33 protein-coding genes are annotated in these 19,628 nt (G+C 36.7%); all 33 read left to right on the top strand.

Going from position 1 to position 19,628, the window contains the following annotated elements:
- Positions 1 to 14 precede the first annotated feature (14 nt).
- The 33 genes from fusA to eno all read left to right on the top strand — a co-directional run bounded on the left by fusA (position 15) and on the right by eno (position 19,614).
- On the top strand, positions 15 to 2,147 hold the full coding sequence (gene fusA, locus KORDIASMS9_RS00380) for an elongation factor G (protein ID WP_114900948.1): 2,133 nt from the start codon (positions 15 to 17) through the stop codon (positions 2,145 to 2,147).
- Positions 2,148 to 2,157: 10 nt separating this feature from the next.
- The gene (rpsJ, locus tag KORDIASMS9_RS00375; RefSeq protein ID WP_007094989.1) at positions 2,158 to 2,463 is read left to right on the top strand and encodes a 30S ribosomal protein S10; all 306 of its coding nucleotides are present in this window, start codon (positions 2,158 to 2,160) and stop codon (positions 2,461 to 2,463) included.
- A gap of 200 nt (positions 2,464 to 2,663) precedes the next feature.
- Entirely contained in the window at positions 2,664 to 3,281 is a 618-nt protein-coding gene (rplC, locus tag KORDIASMS9_RS00370; RefSeq protein WP_114900947.1) for a 50S ribosomal protein L3, read from the top strand.
- Positions 3,281 to 3,910, top strand: coding sequence for a 50S ribosomal protein L4 (rplD, locus tag KORDIASMS9_RS00365; RefSeq protein WP_114900946.1), 630 nt, complete (start codon positions 3,281 to 3,283; stop codon positions 3,908 to 3,910). The genes rplC and rplD overlap by 1 nt, the downstream gene beginning before the upstream one ends.
- 8 nt (positions 3,911 to 3,918) lie before the next feature.
- Positions 3,919 to 4,209 (top strand): 50S ribosomal protein L23, encoded by a 291-nt coding sequence (gene rplW / locus KORDIASMS9_RS00360; RefSeq protein WP_046745103.1) that lies wholly within the window; start codon positions 3,919 to 3,921, stop codon positions 4,207 to 4,209.
- A 13-nt stretch (positions 4,210 to 4,222) separates the two neighbouring features.
- A complete protein-coding gene (rplB, locus tag KORDIASMS9_RS00355; RefSeq protein WP_114900945.1) occupies positions 4,223 to 5,047 on the top strand; it encodes a 50S ribosomal protein L2 in 825 nt (274 codons plus the stop codon).
- A 3-nt stretch (positions 5,048 to 5,050) separates the two neighbouring features.
- A complete protein-coding gene (gene rpsS, locus KORDIASMS9_RS00350) occupies positions 5,051 to 5,329 on the top strand; it encodes a 30S ribosomal protein S19 (protein ID WP_007094984.1) in 279 nt (92 codons plus the stop codon).
- 9 nt (positions 5,330 to 5,338) lie between these two features.
- Positions 5,339 to 5,746 carry a 50S ribosomal protein L22 gene (rplV, locus tag KORDIASMS9_RS00345; RefSeq protein ID WP_114900944.1) on the top strand — a complete coding sequence of 136 codons (408 nt, stop codon included), beginning with the start codon at positions 5,339 to 5,341 and terminating at the stop codon, positions 5,744 to 5,746.
- Between the two features lie 10 nt (positions 5,747 to 5,756).
- Entirely contained in the window at positions 5,757 to 6,476 is a 720-nt protein-coding gene (gene rpsC / locus KORDIASMS9_RS00340; RefSeq protein WP_114900943.1) for a 30S ribosomal protein S3, read from the top strand.
- A 19-nt stretch (positions 6,477 to 6,495) separates the two neighbouring features.
- Positions 6,496 to 6,915, top strand: a complete 420-nt coding sequence (gene rplP, locus KORDIASMS9_RS00335; RefSeq protein ID WP_114900942.1) for a 50S ribosomal protein L16 — start codon at positions 6,496 to 6,498, stop codon at positions 6,913 to 6,915.
- Between the two features lie 12 nt (positions 6,916 to 6,927).
- Positions 6,928 to 7,119, top strand: coding sequence for a 50S ribosomal protein L29 (gene rpmC, locus KORDIASMS9_RS00330; protein ID WP_114900941.1), 192 nt, complete (start codon positions 6,928 to 6,930; stop codon positions 7,117 to 7,119).
- 18 nt (positions 7,120 to 7,137) lie between these two features.
- Positions 7,138 to 7,395, top strand: coding sequence for a 30S ribosomal protein S17 (gene rpsQ, locus KORDIASMS9_RS00325; RefSeq protein ID WP_007094979.1), 258 nt, complete (start codon positions 7,138 to 7,140; stop codon positions 7,393 to 7,395).
- Positions 7,396 to 7,397: 2 nt separating this feature from the next.
- Positions 7,398 to 7,766, top strand: coding sequence for a 50S ribosomal protein L14 (gene rplN, locus KORDIASMS9_RS00320; protein ID WP_007094978.1), 369 nt, complete (start codon positions 7,398 to 7,400; stop codon positions 7,764 to 7,766).
- Between the two features lie 12 nt (positions 7,767 to 7,778).
- Positions 7,779 to 8,105: a 50S ribosomal protein L24 gene (gene rplX / locus KORDIASMS9_RS00315; protein WP_114900940.1), complete on the top strand. Its 327-nt coding sequence runs from the start codon at positions 7,779 to 7,781 to the stop codon at positions 8,103 to 8,105.
- A gap of 2 nt (positions 8,106 to 8,107) precedes the next feature.
- Positions 8,108 to 8,659, top strand: coding sequence for a 50S ribosomal protein L5 (gene rplE, locus KORDIASMS9_RS00310; RefSeq protein ID WP_114900939.1), 552 nt, complete (start codon positions 8,108 to 8,110; stop codon positions 8,657 to 8,659).
- 2 nt (positions 8,660 to 8,661) lie between these two features.
- Positions 8,662 to 8,931, top strand: coding sequence for a 30S ribosomal protein S14 (gene rpsN / locus KORDIASMS9_RS00305; protein ID WP_046756854.1), 270 nt, complete (start codon positions 8,662 to 8,664; stop codon positions 8,929 to 8,931).
- Between the two features lie 60 nt (positions 8,932 to 8,991).
- Entirely contained in the window at positions 8,992 to 9,390 is a 399-nt protein-coding gene (gene rpsH, locus KORDIASMS9_RS00300) for a 30S ribosomal protein S8 (protein ID WP_114900938.1), read from the top strand.
- Between the two features lie 18 nt (positions 9,391 to 9,408).
- Complete coding sequence (gene rplF, locus KORDIASMS9_RS00295; protein ID WP_114900937.1) at positions 9,409 to 9,951, top strand: 50S ribosomal protein L6; 543 nt, start codon at positions 9,409 to 9,411, stop codon at positions 9,949 to 9,951.
- A gap of 9 nt (positions 9,952 to 9,960) precedes the next feature.
- The gene (rplR, locus tag KORDIASMS9_RS00290; RefSeq protein ID WP_114900936.1) at positions 9,961 to 10,314 is read left to right on the top strand and encodes a 50S ribosomal protein L18; all 354 of its coding nucleotides are present in this window, start codon (positions 9,961 to 9,963) and stop codon (positions 10,312 to 10,314) included.
- A gap of 6 nt (positions 10,315 to 10,320) precedes the next feature.
- Positions 10,321 to 10,845, top strand: coding sequence for a 30S ribosomal protein S5 (gene rpsE, locus KORDIASMS9_RS00285; RefSeq protein WP_114900935.1), 525 nt, complete (start codon positions 10,321 to 10,323; stop codon positions 10,843 to 10,845).
- Between the two features lie 12 nt (positions 10,846 to 10,857).
- A complete protein-coding gene (gene rpmD / locus KORDIASMS9_RS00280) occupies positions 10,858 to 11,037 on the top strand; it encodes a 50S ribosomal protein L30 (RefSeq protein ID WP_114900934.1) in 180 nt (59 codons plus the stop codon).
- A 15-nt stretch (positions 11,038 to 11,052) separates the two neighbouring features.
- Positions 11,053 to 11,505, top strand: coding sequence for a 50S ribosomal protein L15 (rplO, locus tag KORDIASMS9_RS00275; RefSeq protein WP_114900933.1), 453 nt, complete (start codon positions 11,053 to 11,055; stop codon positions 11,503 to 11,505).
- 15 nt (positions 11,506 to 11,520) lie between these two features.
- A complete protein-coding gene (gene secY / locus KORDIASMS9_RS00270) occupies positions 11,521 to 12,861 on the top strand; it encodes a preprotein translocase subunit SecY (RefSeq protein ID WP_114900932.1) in 1,341 nt (446 codons plus the stop codon).
- 2 nt (positions 12,862 to 12,863) lie between these two features.
- The gene (gene infA / locus KORDIASMS9_RS00265) at positions 12,864 to 13,079 is read left to right on the top strand and encodes a translation initiation factor IF-1 (RefSeq protein ID WP_007094967.1); all 216 of its coding nucleotides are present in this window, start codon (positions 12,864 to 12,866) and stop codon (positions 13,077 to 13,079) included.
- Positions 13,080 to 13,083: 4 nt separating this feature from the next.
- Positions 13,084 to 13,200 carry a type B 50S ribosomal protein L36 gene (gene ykgO / locus KORDIASMS9_RS00260; RefSeq protein ID WP_007094966.1) on the top strand — a complete coding sequence of 39 codons (117 nt, stop codon included), beginning with the start codon at positions 13,084 to 13,086 and terminating at the stop codon, positions 13,198 to 13,200.
- A 2-nt stretch (positions 13,201 to 13,202) separates the two neighbouring features.
- Positions 13,203 to 13,577: a 30S ribosomal protein S13 gene (gene rpsM / locus KORDIASMS9_RS00255; RefSeq protein WP_114900931.1), complete on the top strand. Its 375-nt coding sequence runs from the start codon at positions 13,203 to 13,205 to the stop codon at positions 13,575 to 13,577.
- Between the two features lie 99 nt (positions 13,578 to 13,676).
- The gene (rpsK, locus tag KORDIASMS9_RS00250; protein WP_114900930.1) at positions 13,677 to 14,066 is read left to right on the top strand and encodes a 30S ribosomal protein S11; all 390 of its coding nucleotides are present in this window, start codon (positions 13,677 to 13,679) and stop codon (positions 14,064 to 14,066) included.
- A gap of 81 nt (positions 14,067 to 14,147) precedes the next feature.
- Positions 14,148 to 14,753 (top strand): 30S ribosomal protein S4, encoded by a 606-nt coding sequence (gene rpsD / locus KORDIASMS9_RS00245; protein ID WP_114900929.1) that lies wholly within the window; start codon positions 14,148 to 14,150, stop codon positions 14,751 to 14,753.
- A gap of 25 nt (positions 14,754 to 14,778) precedes the next feature.
- Positions 14,779 to 15,771, top strand: coding sequence for a DNA-directed RNA polymerase subunit alpha (locus KORDIASMS9_RS00240; protein ID WP_007094962.1), 993 nt, complete (start codon positions 14,779 to 14,781; stop codon positions 15,769 to 15,771).
- A gap of 60 nt (positions 15,772 to 15,831) precedes the next feature.
- The gene (gene rplQ, locus KORDIASMS9_RS00235) at positions 15,832 to 16,302 is read left to right on the top strand and encodes a 50S ribosomal protein L17 (protein ID WP_114900928.1); all 471 of its coding nucleotides are present in this window, start codon (positions 15,832 to 15,834) and stop codon (positions 16,300 to 16,302) included.
- Between the two features lie 138 nt (positions 16,303 to 16,440).
- Positions 16,441 to 17,553 (top strand): glutamine-hydrolyzing carbamoyl-phosphate synthase small subunit, encoded by a 1,113-nt coding sequence (gene carA / locus KORDIASMS9_RS00230; RefSeq protein ID WP_114900927.1) that lies wholly within the window; start codon positions 16,441 to 16,443, stop codon positions 17,551 to 17,553.
- Positions 17,554 to 17,567: 14 nt separating this feature from the next.
- Positions 17,568 to 18,170, top strand: coding sequence for a hypothetical protein (locus KORDIASMS9_RS00225; RefSeq protein WP_162819691.1), 603 nt, complete (start codon positions 17,568 to 17,570; stop codon positions 18,168 to 18,170).
- A 154-nt stretch (positions 18,171 to 18,324) separates the two neighbouring features.
- The gene (gene eno / locus KORDIASMS9_RS00220) at positions 18,325 to 19,614 is read left to right on the top strand and encodes a phosphopyruvate hydratase (protein ID WP_114900925.1); all 1,290 of its coding nucleotides are present in this window, start codon (positions 18,325 to 18,327) and stop codon (positions 19,612 to 19,614) included.
- Positions 19,615 to 19,628: the final 14 nt, after the last annotated feature.

Raw genomic sequence — 19,628 nt, 5'->3', positions numbered from 1 at the left:
ATACAACTATAAAAATGGCTAGAGATTTAAAATATACTAGAAATATCGGTATCGCTGCTCATATTGATGCTGGTAAAACAACTACAACAGAGCGTATCTTATACTACACAGGTGTAAGTCACAAAATTGGAGAAGTGCACGATGGTGCTGCTACAATGGACTGGATGGAGCAAGAGCAAGAGCGTGGTATTACGATTACATCTGCTGCTACAACATGTACATGGCAATTTCCAACGGAAAACGGAAAACCAACTTCAGATGCGAAAGGATATCACTTCAATATTATCGATACTCCAGGTCACGTTGACTTTACAGTAGAGGTAAATCGCTCATTACGTGTATTAGACGGATTAGTCTTCTTATTTAGTGCAGTGGATGGTGTAGAGCCACAATCTGAAACTAACTGGAGACTTGCAGATAATTACAAAGTTCCAAGAATTGGATTTGTAAACAAAATGGACCGTCAAGGTTCTAACTTCTCAATGGTTTGTAAGCAGGTGAAAGAAATGTTAGGTTCTAACGCTGTACAAATTGTATTACCGATTGGAGAAGAGATGGACTTTAAAGGTATTGTTGACTTAGTGAAGAACCGTGCTATTGTTTGGCATGATGAAACACAAGGAGCTACTTTTGACGTTATTGATATTCCAGAAGAATTAAAAGAAGAAGCTGCTGAAGCACGTGCACACTTAATTGAAGAAGTGGCAACGTATGATGAAAACTTGTTAGAGAAATTCATGGAAGATGAAAACTCTATCACTGAAGAAGAAGTACACGCTGCATTAAGAGCTGCTGTAATGGACATGGCAATCATTCCTATGATTTGTGGTTCTGCATTCAAAAACAAAGGAGTTCAATTCTTGTTAGATGCAGTATGTCGTTACTTACCTTCACCAATTGATAAAGATGATATCGTTGGAACTAATCCTGATACAGGAGAAGAAGTTAAACGTAAGCCAGATGCAAAAGATCCTTTCGCTGCATTAGCATTTAAGATCGCTACGGATCCTTTCGTAGGTCGTTTGGCATTCTTCCGTGCATACTCTGGAAGATTAGATGCAGGTTCTTACGTATTAAATAATCGTTCAGGTAAAAAAGAGCGTATTTCGCGTATCTACCAAATGCACTCTAACAAACAAAATGCAATTGATTTTATTGAAGCTGGAGATATTGGAGCTGCTGTAGGATTTAAAAGTATCAAAACAGGAGATACTTTATCTGACGAGAAGAATCCAATTATCTTAGAATCTATGGACTTCCCTGATCCAGTAATTGGTATCGCGGTAGAGCCTAAGACAAAAGCAGATGTTGATAAATTAGGAATCGCTTTAGGTAAATTAGCGGAAGAAGATCCAACATTTACCGTAAAAACGGATGAAGCGTCAGGTCAAACGATCATCTCAGGAATGGGAGAGCTTCACTTAGACATTATTGTAGATCGTTTAAGACGTGAATTTAAAGTTGAAGTAAACCAAGGTGAGCCTCAAGTTGAGTATAAAGAAGCGTTAACGAAACTAGCAGAACACAGAGAAACATACAAGAAACAATCTGGTGGACGTGGTAAATTTGGAGACATTGTTTTCGAAATGAGTCCAGTGGATGAAGATTTTGAAGGAACTGGATTGCAATTTGTCGATCAAATTAAAGGTGGACGTATTCCAAAAGAATTTATTCCTTCAGTTGAAAAAGGATTCGCAGCAGCAATGTTGAATGGGCCTTTGGCAGGATTCGAAATGGATTCTATGAAGATTGTTTTAAAAGATGGATCTTTCCACCCTGTGGATTCTGATGCATTATCATTCGAATTGGCAGCAAAAATGGGATACAAATCAGCAGCAAAAGCAGCTGGAGCTAAAATCCTTGAGCCAATTATGAAATTAGAAGTATTAACTCCAGAAGAAAACATGGGAGATATTGTAGGTGACTTAAACCGTCGTCGTGGACAAGTATCTGATATGTCTGATAGAGCTGGTTCTAAAGTTGTAAAAGCAACAGTGCCATTATCTGAAATGTTCGGATATGTAACGTCATTAAGAACATTATCATCTGGTAGAGCAACTTCAACGATGGAATTCTCTCATTACGCAGAAACTCCTTCTAACATTTCTGAAGAAGTAATCGCGAAATCTAAAGGTGTAACTGCTTAAAACTAAGAAAATGAGTCAAAAAATTAGAATAAAATTAAAATCATACGATCATAACTTAGTTGATAAGTCAGCTGAAAAAATCGTAAAAACAGTAAAAACTACTGGAGCTGTGGTAACAGGGCCAATTCCATTACCAACGCACAAGAAAATCTTTACTGTATTGCGTTCTCCACACGTAAACAAGAAATCAAGAGAGCAATTTCAATTAAGTTCTTACAAAAGACTATTAGATATCTATAGTTCTTCTTCAAAGACAATTGATGCACTTATGAAGCTTGAATTGCCAAGTGGTGTTGAAGTAGAGATCAAGGTGTGATAAAAACACTTTTCGCTTAGCGAAAATAAAATGTCCGGAGCTGCGAGCAAAGGAAAAACGGTAAAAATACAATTCAGGGTTGAAAGGTATTTTCGCCCTGAATTTTTTTAAATAAGTAAATTAATTAATAACGGATAAAAGATTGCAAATTTGGGAGTTGCCAAATTCAGAAAATCTAAAATCCACAATCTAAAATCAAAATGTCTGGGTTAATCGGAAAAAAAATCGGCATGACAAGCATCTTTGACGAGAATGGAAAAAACATTCCATGTACCGTGATCGAAGCTGGACCATGCGTTGTTACCCAAGTCAGAACCAATGAGGTTGACGGGTATGAAGCTCTTCAACTTGGTTTCGATGACAAGGCAGAAAAACGTGCTTCAAAAGCGGCTAATGGTCACTTTAAAAAAGCAGGTACTTCGCCTAAATACAAAGTTGTTGAATTCCAAGGATTTGAAAAAGAGTATAATTTAGGAGACAGTATCACGGTAGAGCACTTTGAAGAAGGTGAATTCGTTGATATTGCTGGAACATCAAAAGGTAAAGGTTTTCAAGGTGTTGTAAAACGTCACGGTTTCGCTGGTGTTGGACAAGCAACACACGGACAACATAACCGTTTGAGAGCGCCAGGATCTATTGGTGCTGCATCGTATCCTGCACGTGTCTTCAAAGGAATGAAGATGGCAGGAAGAATGGGTGGAGATAAAGTGAAAGTTCAAAATTTAAGAGTTTTAAAAGTTGTTCCTGAGAAGAACTTACTAGTTGTCAAAGGATGTGTTCCTGGACATAAAAATTCTTATGTAATCGTTCAGAAGTAATGGAAGTAGCAGTTTTAGATATAAACGGAAAAGAAACAGGTAGAAAGGCAAACCTTTCTGATGCTGTTTTCGCTATTGAGCCTAACGATCATGCAGTTTACTTAGATGTCAAGCAATATCTTGCAAATCAAAGACAAGGAACGCACAAGGCTAAAGAAAGAGCAGAAATCGTAGGTAGTACACGTAAGATCAAGAAACAAAAAGGTACAGGTACGGCACGTGCTGGTAGTATTAAAAACCCTTTGTTCAAAGGTGGAGGTAGAGTTTTCGGTCCAAGACCAAGAAGCTATTCTCAAAAATTGAACAAAAATGTAAAGAAGTTGGCTAGAAAATCAGCACTTACATTAAAGGCAAAAAGCGAGTCAATTATCGTTCTTGAAGACTTTAATTTTGACGCTCCTAAGACTAAAAATTTCATCAATGTATTGAAAGCTTTAGGGTTAGATAGTAAAAAATCGCTATTTGTGTTGGGTGATTCAAATAATAATGTATATTTGTCGTCACGTAATTTGAAAACCTCAGAGGTGTTAACTAGTTCAGAATTAAGCACTTACAAAATTGTTAACGCAAATCGAATAGTGCTTTGTGAAGGTGCATTAGAGGGAATTGAATCAAACTTAAGTAAATAAGAAACCAAATGAGCATCTTAATTAAACCAGTTGTAACTGAAAAAGCTACCGCTGATAGTGAATTAAATAATCGATATACTTTCTTAGTGAATGTAAAAGCTAACAAAGTTGAGATTAAGAAAGCTATAGAGGCTACTTATGGGGTTTCTGTAGAGAAAGTTCGTACTATGAATTACGGACCAGATAGAAAAGTACGTTACACCAAAACTGGAATCCAGCATGGGAAAACGAATGCTACGAAAAAAGCAATCGTTGATGTAGCGGAAGGAGATATTATTGATTTTTATAGCAATATATAAGTAAAGACAAAAAATGTCAGTAAGAAAATTAAAACCAATTACACCAGCTCAGCGTTTTAGAGTAGTCAATGGATTCGATGCCATCACTACTGATAAGCCGGAAAAGAGCTTGCTCGCACCGAAAAAGAGATCTGGTGGTAGAAACAATCAAGGTAAAATGACCATGCGTTACATCGGAGGTGGTCATAAGAAAAGATACCGTATTATTGATTTCAAAAGAGATCGTAAAGATGTTTCTGCGGAAGTGAAAACTATTGAGTATGATCCAAACAGAACTGCTTTTATCGCATTAGTTCAATACACGGATGGGGAAAAGCGTTACATCATCGCTCAAAACGGATTAAAAGTAGGTCAAACCGTAATTTCAGGAGAAAAAGTTGCTCCAGAAATCGGAAACTCCATGCCTTTAAGTAACATTCCATTAGGAACCATTATTTCTTGTGTAGAATTGCGCCCAGGACAAGGAGCTGTAATGGCTCGAAGTGCAGGTGCATTTGCGCAATTAATGGCACGTGATGGAAAATACGCTACGATCAAATTGCCTTCTGGTGAAACAAGAATGGTTATGGCAAATTGTTTAGCGACAATCGGAGCCATTTCTAACTCTGACCACCAATTACTAGTATCTGGTAAAGCAGGTAGAGGTAGATGGTTAGGTAGAAGACCAAGAACAAGACCAGTAGTAATGAACCCTGTCGATCACCCAATGGGTGGTGGAGAAGGTAAATCTTCTGGAGGTCACCCAAGATCTAGAAACGGAATACCAGCTAAAGGATACCGTACAAGGTCTAAAACGAAAGCGAGTAATAAATATATTATAGAACGTAGAAAGAAATAAGACATGGCAAGATCATTAAAAAAAGGACCTTACGTTCACTATAGTTTAGATAAAAAAGTTCAACAAAATATTGAGTCAGGAAAGAAAGCTGTGATCAAAACTTGGTCAAGAGCGTCTATGATTACTCCAGATTTCGTTGGTCAGACTATCGCTGTTCATAACGGTCGTCAGTTTGTTCCTGTATATGTTACAGAAAACATGGTAGGACATAAGTTAGGAGAATTTTCACCAACAAGATCATTTAGAGGTCACGCTGGTGCAAAAAATAAAGGAAAAAAATAATAAGAAGCTATGGGAGTTCGTAAAAAAGAAAGAGCAGAGCAAATCAAAGAAGCTAAGAAAAACATAGCTTTTGCAAAGTTGAATAACTGCCCTACTTCGCCAAGAAAAATGCGCTTAGTAGCGGATTTAGTAAGAGGTGAAAAAGTAGAAAAAGCGCTTCATATATTAAGATTCAGTCAAAAAGAAGCTTCTCGTCGTTTAGAGAAATTGTTATTATCTGCTATTGCAAATTGGCAAGCTAAAAACGAAGATGCAAGCATTGAAGATGCTGAATTATTTGTAAAGGAGATCCGCGTGGATGGAGGAAGTATGTTGAAAAGACTGCGTCCAGCACCACAAGGTCGTGCACACAGAATCAGAAAACGTTCCAACCATGTTACATTGGTGTTAGGAGCTAATAACAATACACAAAGTTAAGATAGGAAGTATGGGACAAAAGACAAATCCAATCGGAAATCGCCTTGGTATTATCAGAGGATGGGAATCTAACTGGTACGGAGGTAATGACTACGGAGATAAACTTGCTGAGGACGATAAAATCAGAAAGTATATCCATGCTCGTTTATCTAAAGCTAGTGTTTCTAGAGTAATTATTGAGCGTACGCTTAAACTTGTAACCGTTACTATCACTACGGCGCGTCCAGGTATCATCATTGGTAAAGGCGGTCAAGAGGTAGACAAGTTAAAAGAAGAGCTTAAGAAAATTACAGGTAAAGAAGTACAGATCAATATCTTTGAAATTAAGAGACCTGAACTTGATGCTAATTTGATCGCAGCGAGTGTTGCACGTCAAATTGAAAACAGAATTTCATACAGAAGAGCTATTAAAATGGCCATTGCGGCTGCAATGCGTATGAATGCTGAAGGAATCAAGATTCAAATCTCTGGTCGTTTGAATGGTGCGGAAATGGCACGTTCAGAATCATACAAAGATGGTCGTATTCCTTTATCAACTTTCAGAGCAGATATCGATTACGCTTTACATGAAGCTCATACTACTTACGGTAGATTAGGAGTGAAAGTATGGGTAATGAAAGGTGAGGTTTATGGAAAGAGAGAATTATCTCCACTTGTAGGAATGTCTAAAAAGCAGTCTGGAAAAGGTGGTAATTCAGCAGGAAAAGGAAAATCTCGTCGTAGAAAGTAATTTTTTAAAGTAAAAGAAAATGTTACAGCCAAAAAGAACAAAATATCGTAAAGTACAGAAAGGGCGTATGAAAGGAAACTCCGGAAGAGGATACTTACTTTCTAACGGTATGTTTGGTATCAAATCATTAGATTCAAATTTCTTGACATCTCGTCAAATCGAAGCAGCACGTGTTGCGGCAACTCGATACATGAAAAGAGAAGGTCAATTATGGATCAAGATTTTCCCAGACAAGCCAATTACAAAAAAGCCACTTGAAGTACGTATGGGTAAAGGTAAAGGTGCTCCAGAATACTGGGCAGCTGTTGTAAAACCTGGTAGAATTATTTTTGAAGTTGGTGGAGTGCCAATGGATGTTGCTAAAGAGGCATTGCGTCTTGCAGCACAAAAATTACCAGTTAAAACGAAGTTTATTGTAGCTCGCGATTACGAAGCTTAATTTTTAGGAAGAATGAAACAATCAGAGATTAAAGAATTATCTGTAGCTGAGTTACAAGAAAAACTAAAGGAGTTAAAAAAGAACTACTCAGACTTAAAAGTAGCACATGCTATCTCTCCTTTAGATAATCCAATTCAGTTGCGTTCAGTAAGAAGAACGGTTGCGAAAGTAGCTACTGAACTAACTAAAAGAGAATTACAATAAATTGAATTCTACTGACAGATGGAAAAAAGAAATTTAAGAAAAGAGCGTATAGGTGTCGTTACCAGTAATAAAATGACGAAATCAATTGTGGTTTCTGAAGTAAAACGAGTGAAGCACCCGATGTACGGTAAGTTCGTGTTAAAAACAAAAAAATATGTTGCGCACGACGAAAAGAACGATTGCAATATTGGAGATACAGTTAAAATAATGGAAACACGTCCATTAAGTAAAACCAAATGTTGGAGATTAGTTGAAATCATTGAAAGAGCTAAATAATTATGGTACAACAAGAATCAAGATTAAAAGTCGCAGACAATACGGGAGCTAAAGAAGTTTTAACGATCCGTGTTTTAGGAGGAACGAAAAGACGTTACGCTTCTGTAGGAGATAAAATTGTTGTCACTGTAAAGGACGCAACTCCAAATGGAAGTGTGAAAAAAGGACAAGTTTCTACAGCAGTTGTTGTTCGTACTAAAAAAGAAGTAAGAAGGCCAGATGGATCTTACATCAGATTCGACGATAATGCGTGTGTTTTATTAAACCCAACTGGGGAAATGAGAGGAACACGTGTTTTTGGACCTGTAGCTAGAGAACTTCGTGATAAGCAATTCATGAAAATTGTATCATTAGCGCCTGAGGTGCTTTAAGACAAGTTTAAGATGACAAAACTAAAGATAAAAACAGGAGATACAGTGAAAGTTATTGCTGGTGCTAATAAAGGTACTGCCGATAATCCAGTAACTGGTAAAGTATTAAAAGTTCTACGTGAAGATAACAAAGCAATTGTGGAAGGTGTAAATATCGTTAAGAAACACACCAAGCCAAGTGCTCAAAATCCTCAAGGTGGAATTGTAGAGAAAGAAGCTCCAATCCATATATCAAACTTATCGTTGATGACTTCAAAAGGAGAAGCAACAAGAGTTGGTTACAGAATGGAAGGAGATAAGAAAGTAAGGTTTTCCAAAAAATCTAATGAAGTACTATAGTTATGGGGTATGTTCCAAGATTAAAGAAAGAGTATAAGGAGAGAGTAATCCAAGCTCTTACAGAAGAGTTCAGTTATGCAAACGTAATGCAGGTTCCAAAACTTGAAAAAATAGTTTTAAGTAGAGGAGTTGGTGGTGCCGTAGCTGACAAAAAGTTAATTGACCACGCTATCGAAGAGTTTGGGAGAATTACAGGACAAAAAGCAATTGCTACCATATCTAAAAAGGATGTTGCAACTTTCAAATTGCGTAAAGGAATGCCAATTGGGGCAAAGGTTACGCTAAGAGGAGAGAAAATGTATGAGTTCCTTGATCGATTGGTTACTTCAGCCTTACCACGTGTAAGAGATTTTAATGGAATCAAAGCAAATGGTTTTGACGGAAGAGGTAATTACAACTTAGGAGTTACTGAGCAAATTATCTTCCCAGAAATAAATATCGACAAAGTGAATAGAATTGCTGGAATGGATATTACATTTGTAACTTCTGCATCGACAGATAAAGAAGCGAAATCATTATTAACACAATTAGGTTTACCTTTTAAAAAGAACTAATTATGGCTAAAGAATCAATGAAAGCCCGTGAGGTGAAAAGAGCTAAAACGGTTGCTAAATATGCTGAGAAAAGAAAAGCTTTGAAAGAAGCTGGAGATTACGAAGCATTACAAAAGTTGCCAAAAAATGCTTCTCCAGTTCGTATGCACAATCGTTGCAAACTTACAGGAAGACCAAAAGGGTATATGCGTCAGTTTGGAATTTCTCGTGTAATGTTCAGAGAAATGGCAAACAAAGGATTAATTCCAGGCGTTAAAAAAGCAAGTTGGTAAAATTATAAATTGGTTTCAGGTTCGACTTCGGTCGAAAACCAAAACCGCAAATTCATACATATGTATACAGATCCAATAGCGGATTATCTAACAAGAATTAGAAACGCCAGTAGAGCGGGACACAGAGTTGTGGAGATTCCAGCTTCGAAGCTTAAAAAGGAAATCACAAAGATCTTATTTGATCAAGGATTTATTTTAAGCTACAAGTTTGAAGACACAACTGTACAAGGAAGCATCAAAATCGCATTAAAATACGATAAGATGACCAAAGATCCTGTAATCAAGAAAATTCAAAGAATCAGTACACCAGGTTTACGCCAGTATGCTGGAGCTAATGAACTTCCAAGAGTATTAAACGGATTGGGTATTGCAATCGTATCTACTTCTCACGGAGTAATGACAGGAAAGCAAGCGCAACGTGAAAATGTTGGTGGAGAAGTTTTATGTTACGTTTACTAATTAAAAAAGCTAGCAGAAATGTCAAGAATAGGTAAAAACCCAGTAAGTATTCCAGCAGGAGTTACTGTAGATATAAAAGATGGCTTAGTAACCGTAAAAGGTAAATTAGGAGAATTGACACAACAAGTTGACGGAATTACCGTAAAACAAGAAGAAGGTCAATTAATACTAGATCGCCCATCAGAAAGCAAAGATCATAGAGCAAAACACGGTCTATATAGAGCATTACTTAACAACATGGTTGAAGGTGTCTCTAAAGGATTTACAAAAGAGTTAGAATTAGTTGGAGTTGGATACAGAGCAAGTAACCAAGGACAAAGACTAGAACTAGCTTTAGGATTTTCACACAATATTGTTATAGACTTAGCTTCTGAAGTGAAAGTTGAAACAATATCTGAAAAAGGTAAAAATCCAATTATAAAATTATCTTCATACGACAAACAATTGGTAGGACAAGTAGCGGCTAAAATCCGTGGATTCCGTAAGCCAGAACCTTACAAAGGAAAAGGAGTTAAGTTTGTTGGAGAAGTATTAAGAAGAAAAGCAGGTAAATCAGCTTAATAATTAACTATGGGATTATCAAAGACTGAAAGAAGACAAAGAATCAAAAACAGAATTCGTAAAATCGTTGGCGGTACAGAAGCTAGACCAAGATTATCTGTTTTTAGAAGTAATAAAGAAATTTATGCTCAAATTATCAATGATGTAGATGGTACAACAATTGTTGCTGCTTCATCAAGAGATAAAGATATCAAAGCACAAGGGACAAAATCAGAAGTAGCTGCCTTAGTAGGGAAGTCAATCGCTGAAAAAGCATTAAAAGCTGGTGTTGAAACAATCGCATTTGATAGAGGTGGATATTTATACCACGGAAGAGTAAAATCATTAGCAGAAGGTGCTAGAGAAGGAGGACTTAAATTCTAAGAAACTATGTATCAGAAATACAAAAACGCAGAATTAGTAAAGCCAGGTGGACTAGAATTAAAAGATCGTTTGGTAGGAGTACAACGTGTAACGAAAGTAACAAAAGGTGGTAGAGCCTTTGGATTCTCAGCAATCGTAGTGGTTGGTGATGAAAACGGTGTTGTAGGACATGGTTTAGGAAAATCTAAAGACGTTGCTACTGCAATTGCAAAAGCAATTGAAGATGCGAAGAAAAATCTAGTTCGTATTCCTTTGCAAAAAGGGACATTACCACATGAGCAAAAAGGAAAATACGGTGGAGCTAGAGTATACATTCAACCAGCATCTTCGGGTACTGGAGTTATCGCAGGTGGAGCTGTACGTGCAGTATTAGAAGCTGTAGGAGTTCACAATGTATTATCAAAATCTCAAGGATCATCTAACCCGCACAACGTAGTAAAAGCAACTTTTGATGCTCTATTACAATTAAGAGATGCAGGAATGGTTGCAAGACAAAGAGGAATTTCTTTAGAAAAAGTATTTAAAGGATAAATCAAGGATAAAATGGCAAAAATTAAAGTAACACAAGTAAGAAGCAAAATTAGTCGTCCTCAAGATCAAAAGAGAACACTAGAAGCGCTCGGTCTAAAAAAGATCGGTCAGGTTGTTGAGCACGATGATACACCAAACATCCTTGGAATGATAAATAAAGTTAAACACTTAGTTTCTGTTCAAGAAGCTTAATAATAACAATTGGTTATGGATTTAAGTAACTTAAAACCAGCTGAAGGTTCAGTTCAAAGTAATAACAAAAGAGTAGGTAGAGGACAAGGTTCTGGAAAAGGTGGCACGGCAACACGTGGTCACAAAGGAGCTAAATCTCGCTCTGGTTATTCAAAGAAAATCGGATTTGAAGGTGGACAAATGCCACTTCAAAGACGTGTTCCTAAGTTTGGTTTCACAAATATCAACCGTAAAGAATATCAAGGTGTAAATCTTGATAGACTTCAAGAATTAGTTGATGAAGGGAAAATCACAGACACTGTTGATTTAGACATATTAATAGCTAACAGAGTAGCTAGAAAAACTGATTTAGTAAAAATCCTTGGAAGAGGTGAACTTAAATCAAAATTAAAAGTTACCGCTCACAAATTTACAGCTTCCGCAAAAGCAGCTATTGAAGCAGCAGGAGGAGAAGCAGTAACTTTATAATTTCTACATAGAAGCATGAAAAAATTTATTGACACAATAAAAAGTATTTGGGGAATTGAGGAACTAAAAACGAAGATTTTAGTAACTCTTGGACTTTTACTCGTGTATCGTTTTGGTGCGCAGGTGAGTCTTCCAGGTATGGACTATACAAAACTTGGTGATGCCTTTACTGGTAATTTTGATGATGGACTTGGTGGTCTATTAAACATGTTTACTGGAGGAGCTTTTGCCAAGGCTTCTGTATTTGCATTAGGAATTATGCCATATATATCTGCTTCTATTGTAGTTCAGTTGATGGGAATTGCGATTCCTTACCTACAAAAACTTCAAAAAGAAGGAGAAAGTGGTCGTAAAAAAATCACACAAATCACAAGATGGCTTACCATCCTTATCTGTTTGGTGCAAGCACCATTCTATTTATGGGGATTAGGAGCTTTAGGTGTTCCAGACGAAGCATTCACAGTTGGAAAAGGATTAGATTTCATCGTTCCATCTGTAATCATTTTGATCACAGGAACCATCTTTGCAATGTGGCTTGGTGAAAAAATTACGGACAAAGGAATTGGTAATGGAATCTCATTATTAATTATGGTTGGAATTATTGCACAAATGCCTGTAGCGTTTGTTCAAGAATTTGCTTCCAACTCCTCAAAACCAATGCTTATTTTGATCGAGATTGTAATATGGTTAGCAATCATTCTTGCCAGTGTTATGCTGGTCATGGCTGTGCGACAAGTGCCAGTACAATACGCCAGAAGAACTGCAACGGGAGGATATGAGAAAAATATGTTTGGAGCAAGACAATTTATTCCATTAAAATTAAATGCATCAGGTGTAATGCCAATCATCTTCGCGCAAGCGTTAATGTTTGTTCCATCTGCTATCGGACAAGGTTTAGGAACCGACTCTACAGTAGGACAATGGATGCAAGCTAATTTCCAAGATGTATTTGGATTGTGGTACAATCTCTTGTTCGCATTTCTAATCATCATATTTACATACTTCTATACAGCTATCACAGTGCCTACGAACAAAATGGCAGATGACTTAAAAAGAAGTGGAGGGTTTATTCCAGGAATTCGCCCTGGTGGAGAAACTGGAGAATACCTAGACAAAATAATGTCTCAAATAACACTGCCTGGATCAATCTTTTTAGCATTGATCGCAATATTTCCAGCTATCGTTGGAAACATCATGGGAATTCAGCCAAGTTGGGCATTATTCTTTGGAGGAACATCGTTGCTAATTATGGTAGGAGTTGCCATAGATACCATGCAACAAATAAACTCATACTTGTTGAATAGACATTATGATGGTTTAATGAAAACTGGTAAAAACCGTAAAGTAGTTGCATAATTATGGCTAAACAAGCTGCAATAGAACAAGATGGAACAATCATAGAAGCATTATCAAATGCTATGTTCCGTGTAGAATTAGAAAATGGTCACATCGTAACGGCTCACATTTCAGGGAAAATGCGCATGCATTATATCAAATTATTACCTGGTGATAAAGTGAAACTAGAAATGAGTCCGTATGATTTAACAAAAGCAAGAATTACTTATAGATACTAAACTCATGAAAGTAAGAGCATCAATAAAAAAGAGAAGTCCCGAGTGCAAAATTGTGCGTCGTAAGGGCAGATTATACGTAATCAATAAAAAGAATCCTAGATTTAAACAAAGACAAGGATAGTTATGGCAAGAATCGCAGGAGTAGACATTCCAAAACACAAAAGAGGTGTTATCGCATTAACATACATCTTTGGAGTAGGTAGAAGCAGAGCTAAAGAAGTATTAGCCAATGCAAAAGTAAGTGAAGACACTAAAGTATCAGATTGGACTGATGAAGAAATCGGAAGAATTCGTGAAGCAGTTGGAACTTATACAATTGAAGGTGAATTACGTACTGAGGTGCAATTAAACATCAAACGTTTAATGGACATCGGTTGTTATAGAGGAATTCGTCATAGATCTGGACTTCCATTAAGAGGTCAAAGAACTAAGAACAACTCTAGAACAAGAAAAGGTAGAAGAAAAACTGTTGCTAACAAGAAGAAAGCAACTAAATAATTAAAATAGCTGTTAGTAATTAGTAAGAAGTAGCGGAATTCTATTATCCAAATAATAATCCAATGCTACTAAACTGCTAAAATCTAAATACCAAAAAGTATGGCAAAATCTAGCAAGAGTACAAAAAAACGTAAAGTGATAGTGGAGTCAGTTGGACAAGCACACGTAACTGCATCTTTCAACAACATCATTATTTCACTTACAAACAAAAAAGGAGATGTCATTTCTTGGTCATCTGCTGGTAAAATGGGCTTTAGAGGTTCTAAAAAGAACACACCTTACGCTGCACAAACTGCAGCTGAAGAAGCATCTAAAGTAGCTCATGAAGCAGGTTTACGTAAAGTAAAAGTTTATGTAAAAGGTCCAGGAAACGGTAGAGAATCTGCTATCAGAACCATCCATAATTCAGGAATTGAAGTAACCGAAATTATCGACGTTACTCCATTACCACACAATGGATGTAGACCTCCAAAAAGAAGAAGAGTATAATTAATTAATTTTCACATTGAGAGACTAACGATTTCGAAGGACAGCCTTAATTCATAATCACTCTCATAATAACTATTAGAAATGGCAAGATATACTGGTCCAAAAACTAAAATTGCCCGTAAATTCGGTGAAGCAATTTTCGGAGATGATAAATCTTTTGATAAAAGAAATTATCCTCCAGGTCAACATGGAAACAACAGACGTAGAGGAAAAAAATCTGAATACGCAATCCAGTTGATGGAAAAACAAAAAGCAAAATATACTTACGGAATTCTTGAACGTCAGTTCAGAAACTTGTTTGAAAAAGCAAATAGAAGTAAGGCTATTACTGGTGAAGTTTTACTACAATTATGTGAATCTCGTTTAGATAACGTTGTTTACAGAATGGGGATCTCACCAACTAGAAGCGGTGCAAGACAATTAGTATCTCACCGTCACATTACGGTAAACGGAGAAAAAGTAAACATTCCTTCTTACACACTAAAAGCTGGTGACGTAGTTGGAGTAAGAGAGAAATCAAAATCTCTTGACGTAATAGAAAGATCTTTAGCAAATGCTAACCACGTATACGAGTGGATCACATGGAATGGAGAAAAAATGGAAGGTACCTATGTATCTGTTCCAGAAAGACTCCAAATTCCTGAGAACATTAAAGAGCAATTAATCGTAGAATTATATTCTAAATAATAATAAATCAGAAAGTATTCTTAATATGGCATTATTAAACTTCCAAAAGCCCGACAAAGTTATCATGATTGACTCATCTGAGTTCGATGGCAAATTTGAATTTCGTCCTTTAGAACCTGGTTATGGGCTAACTATCGGGAACGCATTAAGAAGAGTACTTCTATCATCATTGGAAGGTTTTGCGATTACTTCTGTACGAATAGACAAAGTAGATCACGAATTTTCAACGATTTCTGGTGTTGTAGAAGATGTAACAGAGATTATTTTGAACTTAAAGCAAGTACGCTTTAAAAGACAAATAGACGATATTGATAACGAATCAGTGTCTATTTCTGTTTCAGGTAAAGAACAATTGACTGCCGGTGATTTCCAAAAATTCATCTCTGGTTTCCAAGTGTTAAATCCAGATTTAGTTATCTGTAACATGGATGCTAGTGTGAACATTAACATGGAAATTACCATTGAAAAAGGTAGAGGATATGTTCCTGCTGAAGAAAACAAAAAATCAAATGCTCCGTTAGGAACAATCTTTACAGACTCTATTTATACACCTGTAAAGAATGTAAAATACAGCATAGAAAACTATCGTGTTGAGCAAAAAACTGACTACGAAAAGTTAGTATTTGAAATCATCACTGATGGATCTATTCATCCTAAAGAAGCGTTGACAGAAGCTGCCAAAACGTTAATTCACCACTTCATGTTATTCTCTGATGAGCGTATCACTCTTGAAGCGGATGAAATTGCACAAACAGAAACGTATGATGAAGAATCATTACACATGCGTCAGTTACTAAAAACAAAATTAGTAGACATGGACCTTTCTGTAAGAGCATTAAACTGTTTAAAAGCAGCAGAAGTAGATACTTTAGGCGACTTAGTATCTTACAACAAAAACGATTTAATGAAATTCAGAAACTTCGGTAAAAAATCTTTAACGGAACTAGAAGAACTAGTAAACGTAAAAGGTTTAAGTTTCGGAATGGACTTATCAAAATACAAATTAGATAAAGATTAATTCCTTTGTAATTTGCTCCTCAAACGAGTTGTAGCAAGATAAAGGTAAAAAACAAATGTCATGAGACACGGAAAAAAAGTAAACCACTTAGGTAGAAAAACGGCGCATAGAAAAGCAATGTTAGCAAATATGGCTTGTTCTTTAATCGAGCACAAGCGCATCAACACAACAGTTGCAAAAGCGAAAGCATTAAAGCAATTTGTGGAGCCATTAGTAACTAAGTCAAAAGAAGACACAACGCACAATCGTCGTTTGGTATTCAGTAAACTTAGAAACAAATATGCAGTCACTGAATTATTCAGAGATGTAGCGGTAAAAGTTGCAGACAGACCAGGTGGATATACAAGAATTATCAAATTAGGAAATCGTTTAGGAGATAATGCACAAATGGCATTGATCGAATTAGTGGACTACAACGAAACGTACAACACTGAGAAGAAAGCGAAAACAACTAGACGTAGTAGAAGAGGTGGTAAAAAAGCTACAACTACTCCGCCAGTTGAAACTCAAGCTTCTAACGAAGAAGAATAATGAAAATATAGTCATTATACATAAAGGGATAAACTTTTTTAAGTTTATCCCTTTTTTTATACTCAAAACAGCCATATTTTTGTAACATCAGTGTCAACTGATACATACAACACTAACACAACTAAATAGCATAGCAATATGAAATACCAAAATCGACAAAAAGCACTATTACTTTTGGAAGATGGAACAATCTTTTACGGAAAAGCAATTGGACAACCAGGCACGGCTTTCGGAGAAGTGTGTTTCAACACAGGAATGACAGGATACCAAGAAATCTTTACCGATCCATCGTATTACGGACAATTGATGGTAACAGCAAATGTTCACATTGGAAACTACGGAACCGCAGAAGACGAAATGGAATCGGATAGTATAAAAATTGCAGGTTTAATATGTAAAAACTTTAGTTACGAATTCTCTAGACATGCGGCCGACAGTTCTCTAAAAGATTTCTTAGATAAATACAATCTATTCGCAATCTCAGATGTAGATACAAGAGCATTGGTAAGTTACATTCGAGATAATGGCGCCATGAATGCAGTAATTTCAACAAATGTAGACGATATTGAAGGATTAAAAGCAAAACTAGCAAAAGTGCCAAGCATGGCTGGTTTAGAATTGGCTTCGAAAGTATCTACGAAAGAACCATACATATACGGAGACGAAAACGCAACACACAAAATTGCAGCGTTAGACATTGGTTGTAAAACAAACATTCTACGAAACTTGGCAAAACGCGATGCATGCATCAAAGTATTTCCGTACGATACAACCTTTCAAGAAATGAGCGCATGGAATCCTGATGGATACTTCTTATCCAACGGACCTGGCGATCCAGAACCGTTAGAAAGTGCCATCAAAGTAGCAAAAGAAGTTATTGACCGCGACTTGCCATTATTTGGAATCTGTTTAGGACATCAAGTTATTGCATTGGCAAACGGAATATCTACCTATAAAATGCACAATGGACACCGCGGAATCAATCATCCTGTAAAAAACATGTTGACAGGTAAAGGAGAAATTACCTCGCAAAATCACGGTTTTGCCATCAATAGAGAAGAAACAGAAGCGAATCCGAATGTAGAAATTACACATGTACATTTGAATGACAATACCGTTGCAGGAATTCGCATCAAAGACAAAAATTGCTTCTCGGTACAATACCATCCTGAAGCAAGTCCTGGACCACATGATGGAGAATATCTATTCGATCAATTTATAGAAAACATTCAAAAAGTAAAAACGGTTTAATCACAATCAACAATATGCAGCGAATTCTCTCGATTATAAGTGTGCTACTATTGATAGTTTCTTGTAAAAACGATTCAAAATCTGAAAAAGAAGCTTCTAAAAGTGGAAAGATAACCAAGGTTGTAGAAGTGAACCTTTCTACAGATCAAGAACAATTCTTAGCAACAACGATTGCCTATTTCAAGCAATGCAAAGCGGAAGCTACCAACAGAAACGATTGTCGTAACAGCATTACAGAAATGATCTCTGAATTTTATTCGCTGGATGATTTTAAAAATGAAAACGATCAATACAAAGTATATGATAGCATTCAGGCGATTGTCAAACGATCAAATTCGTGGACAAAACTAGGAAAAGCTAGCAATCAAGAAGTCTTGATAAAAGCACAATCTGCCGCCAATAACGGAAACGCTACCATTGCTATAGATATGTCAGAAACCTACGGACAAGTCGCAATGATCATTCCAGGGAAACTGTCCAAATCAGGCGCATGGAAATTGGAAGTACCAAACGCAGCAGCGTTGGTAAATTACAATGCAGACAAATCGTTTACGGAAAAATCGCTTTCGTATGCGTTCAAATCAACAGAGAATATCGTGTTATTCACGAGAAAATAGTTGCAGTATTTTTTAGGGAAAACGTTTTCGCATTTCATAAAAAAAGGCAAAAATCAAACATCGCTAACATATCCATAAAAGCAACGGCAAAGCTTATAAAACTTGATATAGTTTCGTAAATTAGCCTAGAAGAACAACAGAAAAAGACAAAAAAATGAGCAGAATAATCAACATTCACGCAAGACAAATATTAGATTCAAGAGGAAATCCTACGGTGGAAGTAGATGTTATAACGGAAACAGGAATCTTAGGAAGAGCCGCAGTACCATCAGGAGCATCCACAGGAGAACATGAAGCAGTAGAATTAAGAGATGGCGGAGACGCGTACATGGGAAAAGGAGTGAGTAAAGCTGTTCAAAATGTAAATACAACCATTGCAGATGCTTTAATTGGAGTTTCTGTATTTGAACAAAATCATATCGACAAAGCAATGATCGATTTGGATGGAACTCCAAACAAAGGAAACTTAGGAGCCAATGCAATCTTAGGTGTTTCTTTAGCAGCAGCCAAAGCAGCCGCTAATGAATTGGGAATGCCTTTATATCGTTATGTTGGTGGTGTTTCTGCAAATACCTTACCTGTACCAATGATGAATATCATCAACGGAGGTTCGCACTCAGATGCGCCAATTGCATTTCAAGAATTTATGGTGATGCCTGTAAAAGCAAAAAACTTTACACATGCGATGCAAATGGGAACGGAAATTTTCCACAATCTTAAAAAAGTATTGCACGACAGGGGTTTAAGTACCGCTGTAGGTGATGAAGGTGGTTTTGCGCCAACCTTAGATGGTACGGAAGATGCACTAGACACCATTTCAAAAGCAGTTGCCAATGCAGGATACAAACTAGGGGATGAAGTCATGATTGCGTTGGATTGCGCTGCGGCGGAATTTTACGTAGACGGAAAATATGACTATGCAAAATTTGAAGGGGAAACTGGAAAAGTACGTACGTCTAAAGAACAAGCAGATTACTTAGCAGAATTAGCGGCTAACTATCCAATCATTTCTATTGAAGATGGAATGGACGAAAACGACTGGGAAGGTTGGAAATACCTAACAGAAAAAATTGGAGACAAAGTACAATTGGTTGGAGACGATTTATTTGTAACGAATGTAGAACGTTTATCACGAGGAATTGAAAACAACATCGCAAATTCAATCTTAATCAAAGTAAACCAAATTGGAACCTTGACAGAAACCATTGCAGCGGTAAACATGGCGCACAACGCTGGATATACTTCCGTAATGTCGCACAGATCTGGGGAAACAGAAGACAATACGATTGCCGATTTAGCAGTTGCCTTAAACACAGGACAAATCAAAACAGGTTCAGCGTCACGTTCAGACAGAATGGCAAAATACAATCAATTGTTACGCATTGAAGAAGAACTAGGAGAAGTAGCATACTATCCACAAGACAAAGCTTTTAAAATAAGCTAATACTTCACACACAT

It is taken from the genome of Kordia sp. SMS9 (assembly GCF_003352465.1).
In the GTDB taxonomy this organism is placed as follows: domain Bacteria; phylum Bacteroidota; class Bacteroidia; order Flavobacteriales; family Flavobacteriaceae; genus Kordia.
Note: the sequence above shows the minus strand (reverse complement) of the source record. Positions and strands in the feature narration are given on the sequence as shown.

Excerpts from the sequence above, each read along its gene's own strand:
- KORDIASMS9_RS00225 (WP_162819691.1), top strand. The coding sequence starts at position 17,568 with ATGCAGCGAATTCTCTCGATTATAAGTGTGCTACTATTGATAGTTTCT.
- rpsJ (WP_007094989.1), top strand. The coding sequence starts at position 2,158 with ATGAGTCAAAAAATTAGAATAAAATTAAAATCATACGATCATAACTTA.
- rpsE (WP_114900935.1), top strand. The coding sequence starts at position 10,321 with ATGTATCAGAAATACAAAAACGCAGAATTAGTAAAGCCAGGTGGACTA.
- rplV (WP_114900944.1), top strand. The coding sequence starts at position 5,339 with ATGGGAGTTCGTAAAAAAGAAAGAGCAGAGCAAATCAAAGAAGCTAAG.
- rplO (WP_114900933.1), top strand. The coding sequence starts at position 11,053 with ATGGATTTAAGTAACTTAAAACCAGCTGAAGGTTCAGTTCAAAGTAAT.
- rpsS (WP_007094984.1), top strand. The coding sequence starts at position 5,051 with ATGGCAAGATCATTAAAAAAAGGACCTTACGTTCACTATAGTTTAGAT.
- ykgO (WP_007094966.1), top strand. The coding sequence starts at position 13,084 with ATGAAAGTAAGAGCATCAATAAAAAAGAGAAGTCCCGAGTGCAAAATT.
- rpsN (WP_046756854.1), top strand. The coding sequence starts at position 8,662 with ATGGCTAAAGAATCAATGAAAGCCCGTGAGGTGAAAAGAGCTAAAACG.
- rplN (WP_007094978.1), top strand. The coding sequence starts at position 7,398 with ATGGTACAACAAGAATCAAGATTAAAAGTCGCAGACAATACGGGAGCT.
- rplC (WP_114900947.1), top strand. The coding sequence starts at position 2,664 with ATGTCTGGGTTAATCGGAAAAAAAATCGGCATGACAAGCATCTTTGAC.
- rpsH (WP_114900938.1), top strand. The coding sequence starts at position 8,992 with ATGTATACAGATCCAATAGCGGATTATCTAACAAGAATTAGAAACGCC.
- KORDIASMS9_RS00240 (WP_007094962.1), top strand. The coding sequence starts at position 14,779 with ATGGCATTATTAAACTTCCAAAAGCCCGACAAAGTTATCATGATTGAC.
- rplB (WP_114900945.1), top strand. The coding sequence starts at position 4,223 with ATGTCAGTAAGAAAATTAAAACCAATTACACCAGCTCAGCGTTTTAGA.
- rpsC (WP_114900943.1), top strand. The coding sequence starts at position 5,757 with ATGGGACAAAAGACAAATCCAATCGGAAATCGCCTTGGTATTATCAGA.
- fusA (WP_114900948.1), top strand. The coding sequence starts at position 15 with ATGGCTAGAGATTTAAAATATACTAGAAATATCGGTATCGCTGCTCAT.
- rpsQ (WP_007094979.1), top strand. The coding sequence starts at position 7,138 with ATGGAAAAAAGAAATTTAAGAAAAGAGCGTATAGGTGTCGTTACCAGT.
- rplD (WP_114900946.1), top strand. The coding sequence starts at position 3,281 with ATGGAAGTAGCAGTTTTAGATATAAACGGAAAAGAAACAGGTAGAAAG.
- rpsD (WP_114900929.1), top strand. The coding sequence starts at position 14,148 with ATGGCAAGATATACTGGTCCAAAAACTAAAATTGCCCGTAAATTCGGT.
- rplQ (WP_114900928.1), top strand. The coding sequence starts at position 15,832 with ATGAGACACGGAAAAAAAGTAAACCACTTAGGTAGAAAAACGGCGCAT.
- rplW (WP_046745103.1), top strand. The coding sequence starts at position 3,919 with ATGAGCATCTTAATTAAACCAGTTGTAACTGAAAAAGCTACCGCTGAT.
- infA (WP_007094967.1), top strand. The coding sequence starts at position 12,864 with ATGGCTAAACAAGCTGCAATAGAACAAGATGGAACAATCATAGAAGCA.
- carA (WP_114900927.1), top strand. The coding sequence starts at position 16,441 with ATGAAATACCAAAATCGACAAAAAGCACTATTACTTTTGGAAGATGGA.
- rpsM (WP_114900931.1), top strand. The coding sequence starts at position 13,203 with ATGGCAAGAATCGCAGGAGTAGACATTCCAAAACACAAAAGAGGTGTT.
- secY (WP_114900932.1), top strand. The coding sequence starts at position 11,521 with ATGAAAAAATTTATTGACACAATAAAAAGTATTTGGGGAATTGAGGAA.
- rpsK (WP_114900930.1), top strand. The coding sequence starts at position 13,677 with ATGGCAAAATCTAGCAAGAGTACAAAAAAACGTAAAGTGATAGTGGAG.
- rpmC (WP_114900941.1), top strand. The coding sequence starts at position 6,928 with ATGAAACAATCAGAGATTAAAGAATTATCTGTAGCTGAGTTACAAGAA.
- rpmD (WP_114900934.1), top strand. The coding sequence starts at position 10,858 with ATGGCAAAAATTAAAGTAACACAAGTAAGAAGCAAAATTAGTCGTCCT.
- rplE (WP_114900939.1), top strand. The coding sequence starts at position 8,108 with ATGGGGTATGTTCCAAGATTAAAGAAAGAGTATAAGGAGAGAGTAATC.
- rplP (WP_114900942.1), top strand. The coding sequence starts at position 6,496 with ATGTTACAGCCAAAAAGAACAAAATATCGTAAAGTACAGAAAGGGCGT.
- rplF (WP_114900937.1), top strand. The coding sequence starts at position 9,409 with ATGTCAAGAATAGGTAAAAACCCAGTAAGTATTCCAGCAGGAGTTACT.
- rplR (WP_114900936.1), top strand. The coding sequence starts at position 9,961 with ATGGGATTATCAAAGACTGAAAGAAGACAAAGAATCAAAAACAGAATT.
- rplX (WP_114900940.1), top strand. The coding sequence starts at position 7,779 with ATGACAAAACTAAAGATAAAAACAGGAGATACAGTGAAAGTTATTGCT.
- eno (WP_114900925.1), top strand. The coding sequence starts at position 18,325 with ATGAGCAGAATAATCAACATTCACGCAAGACAAATATTAGATTCAAGA.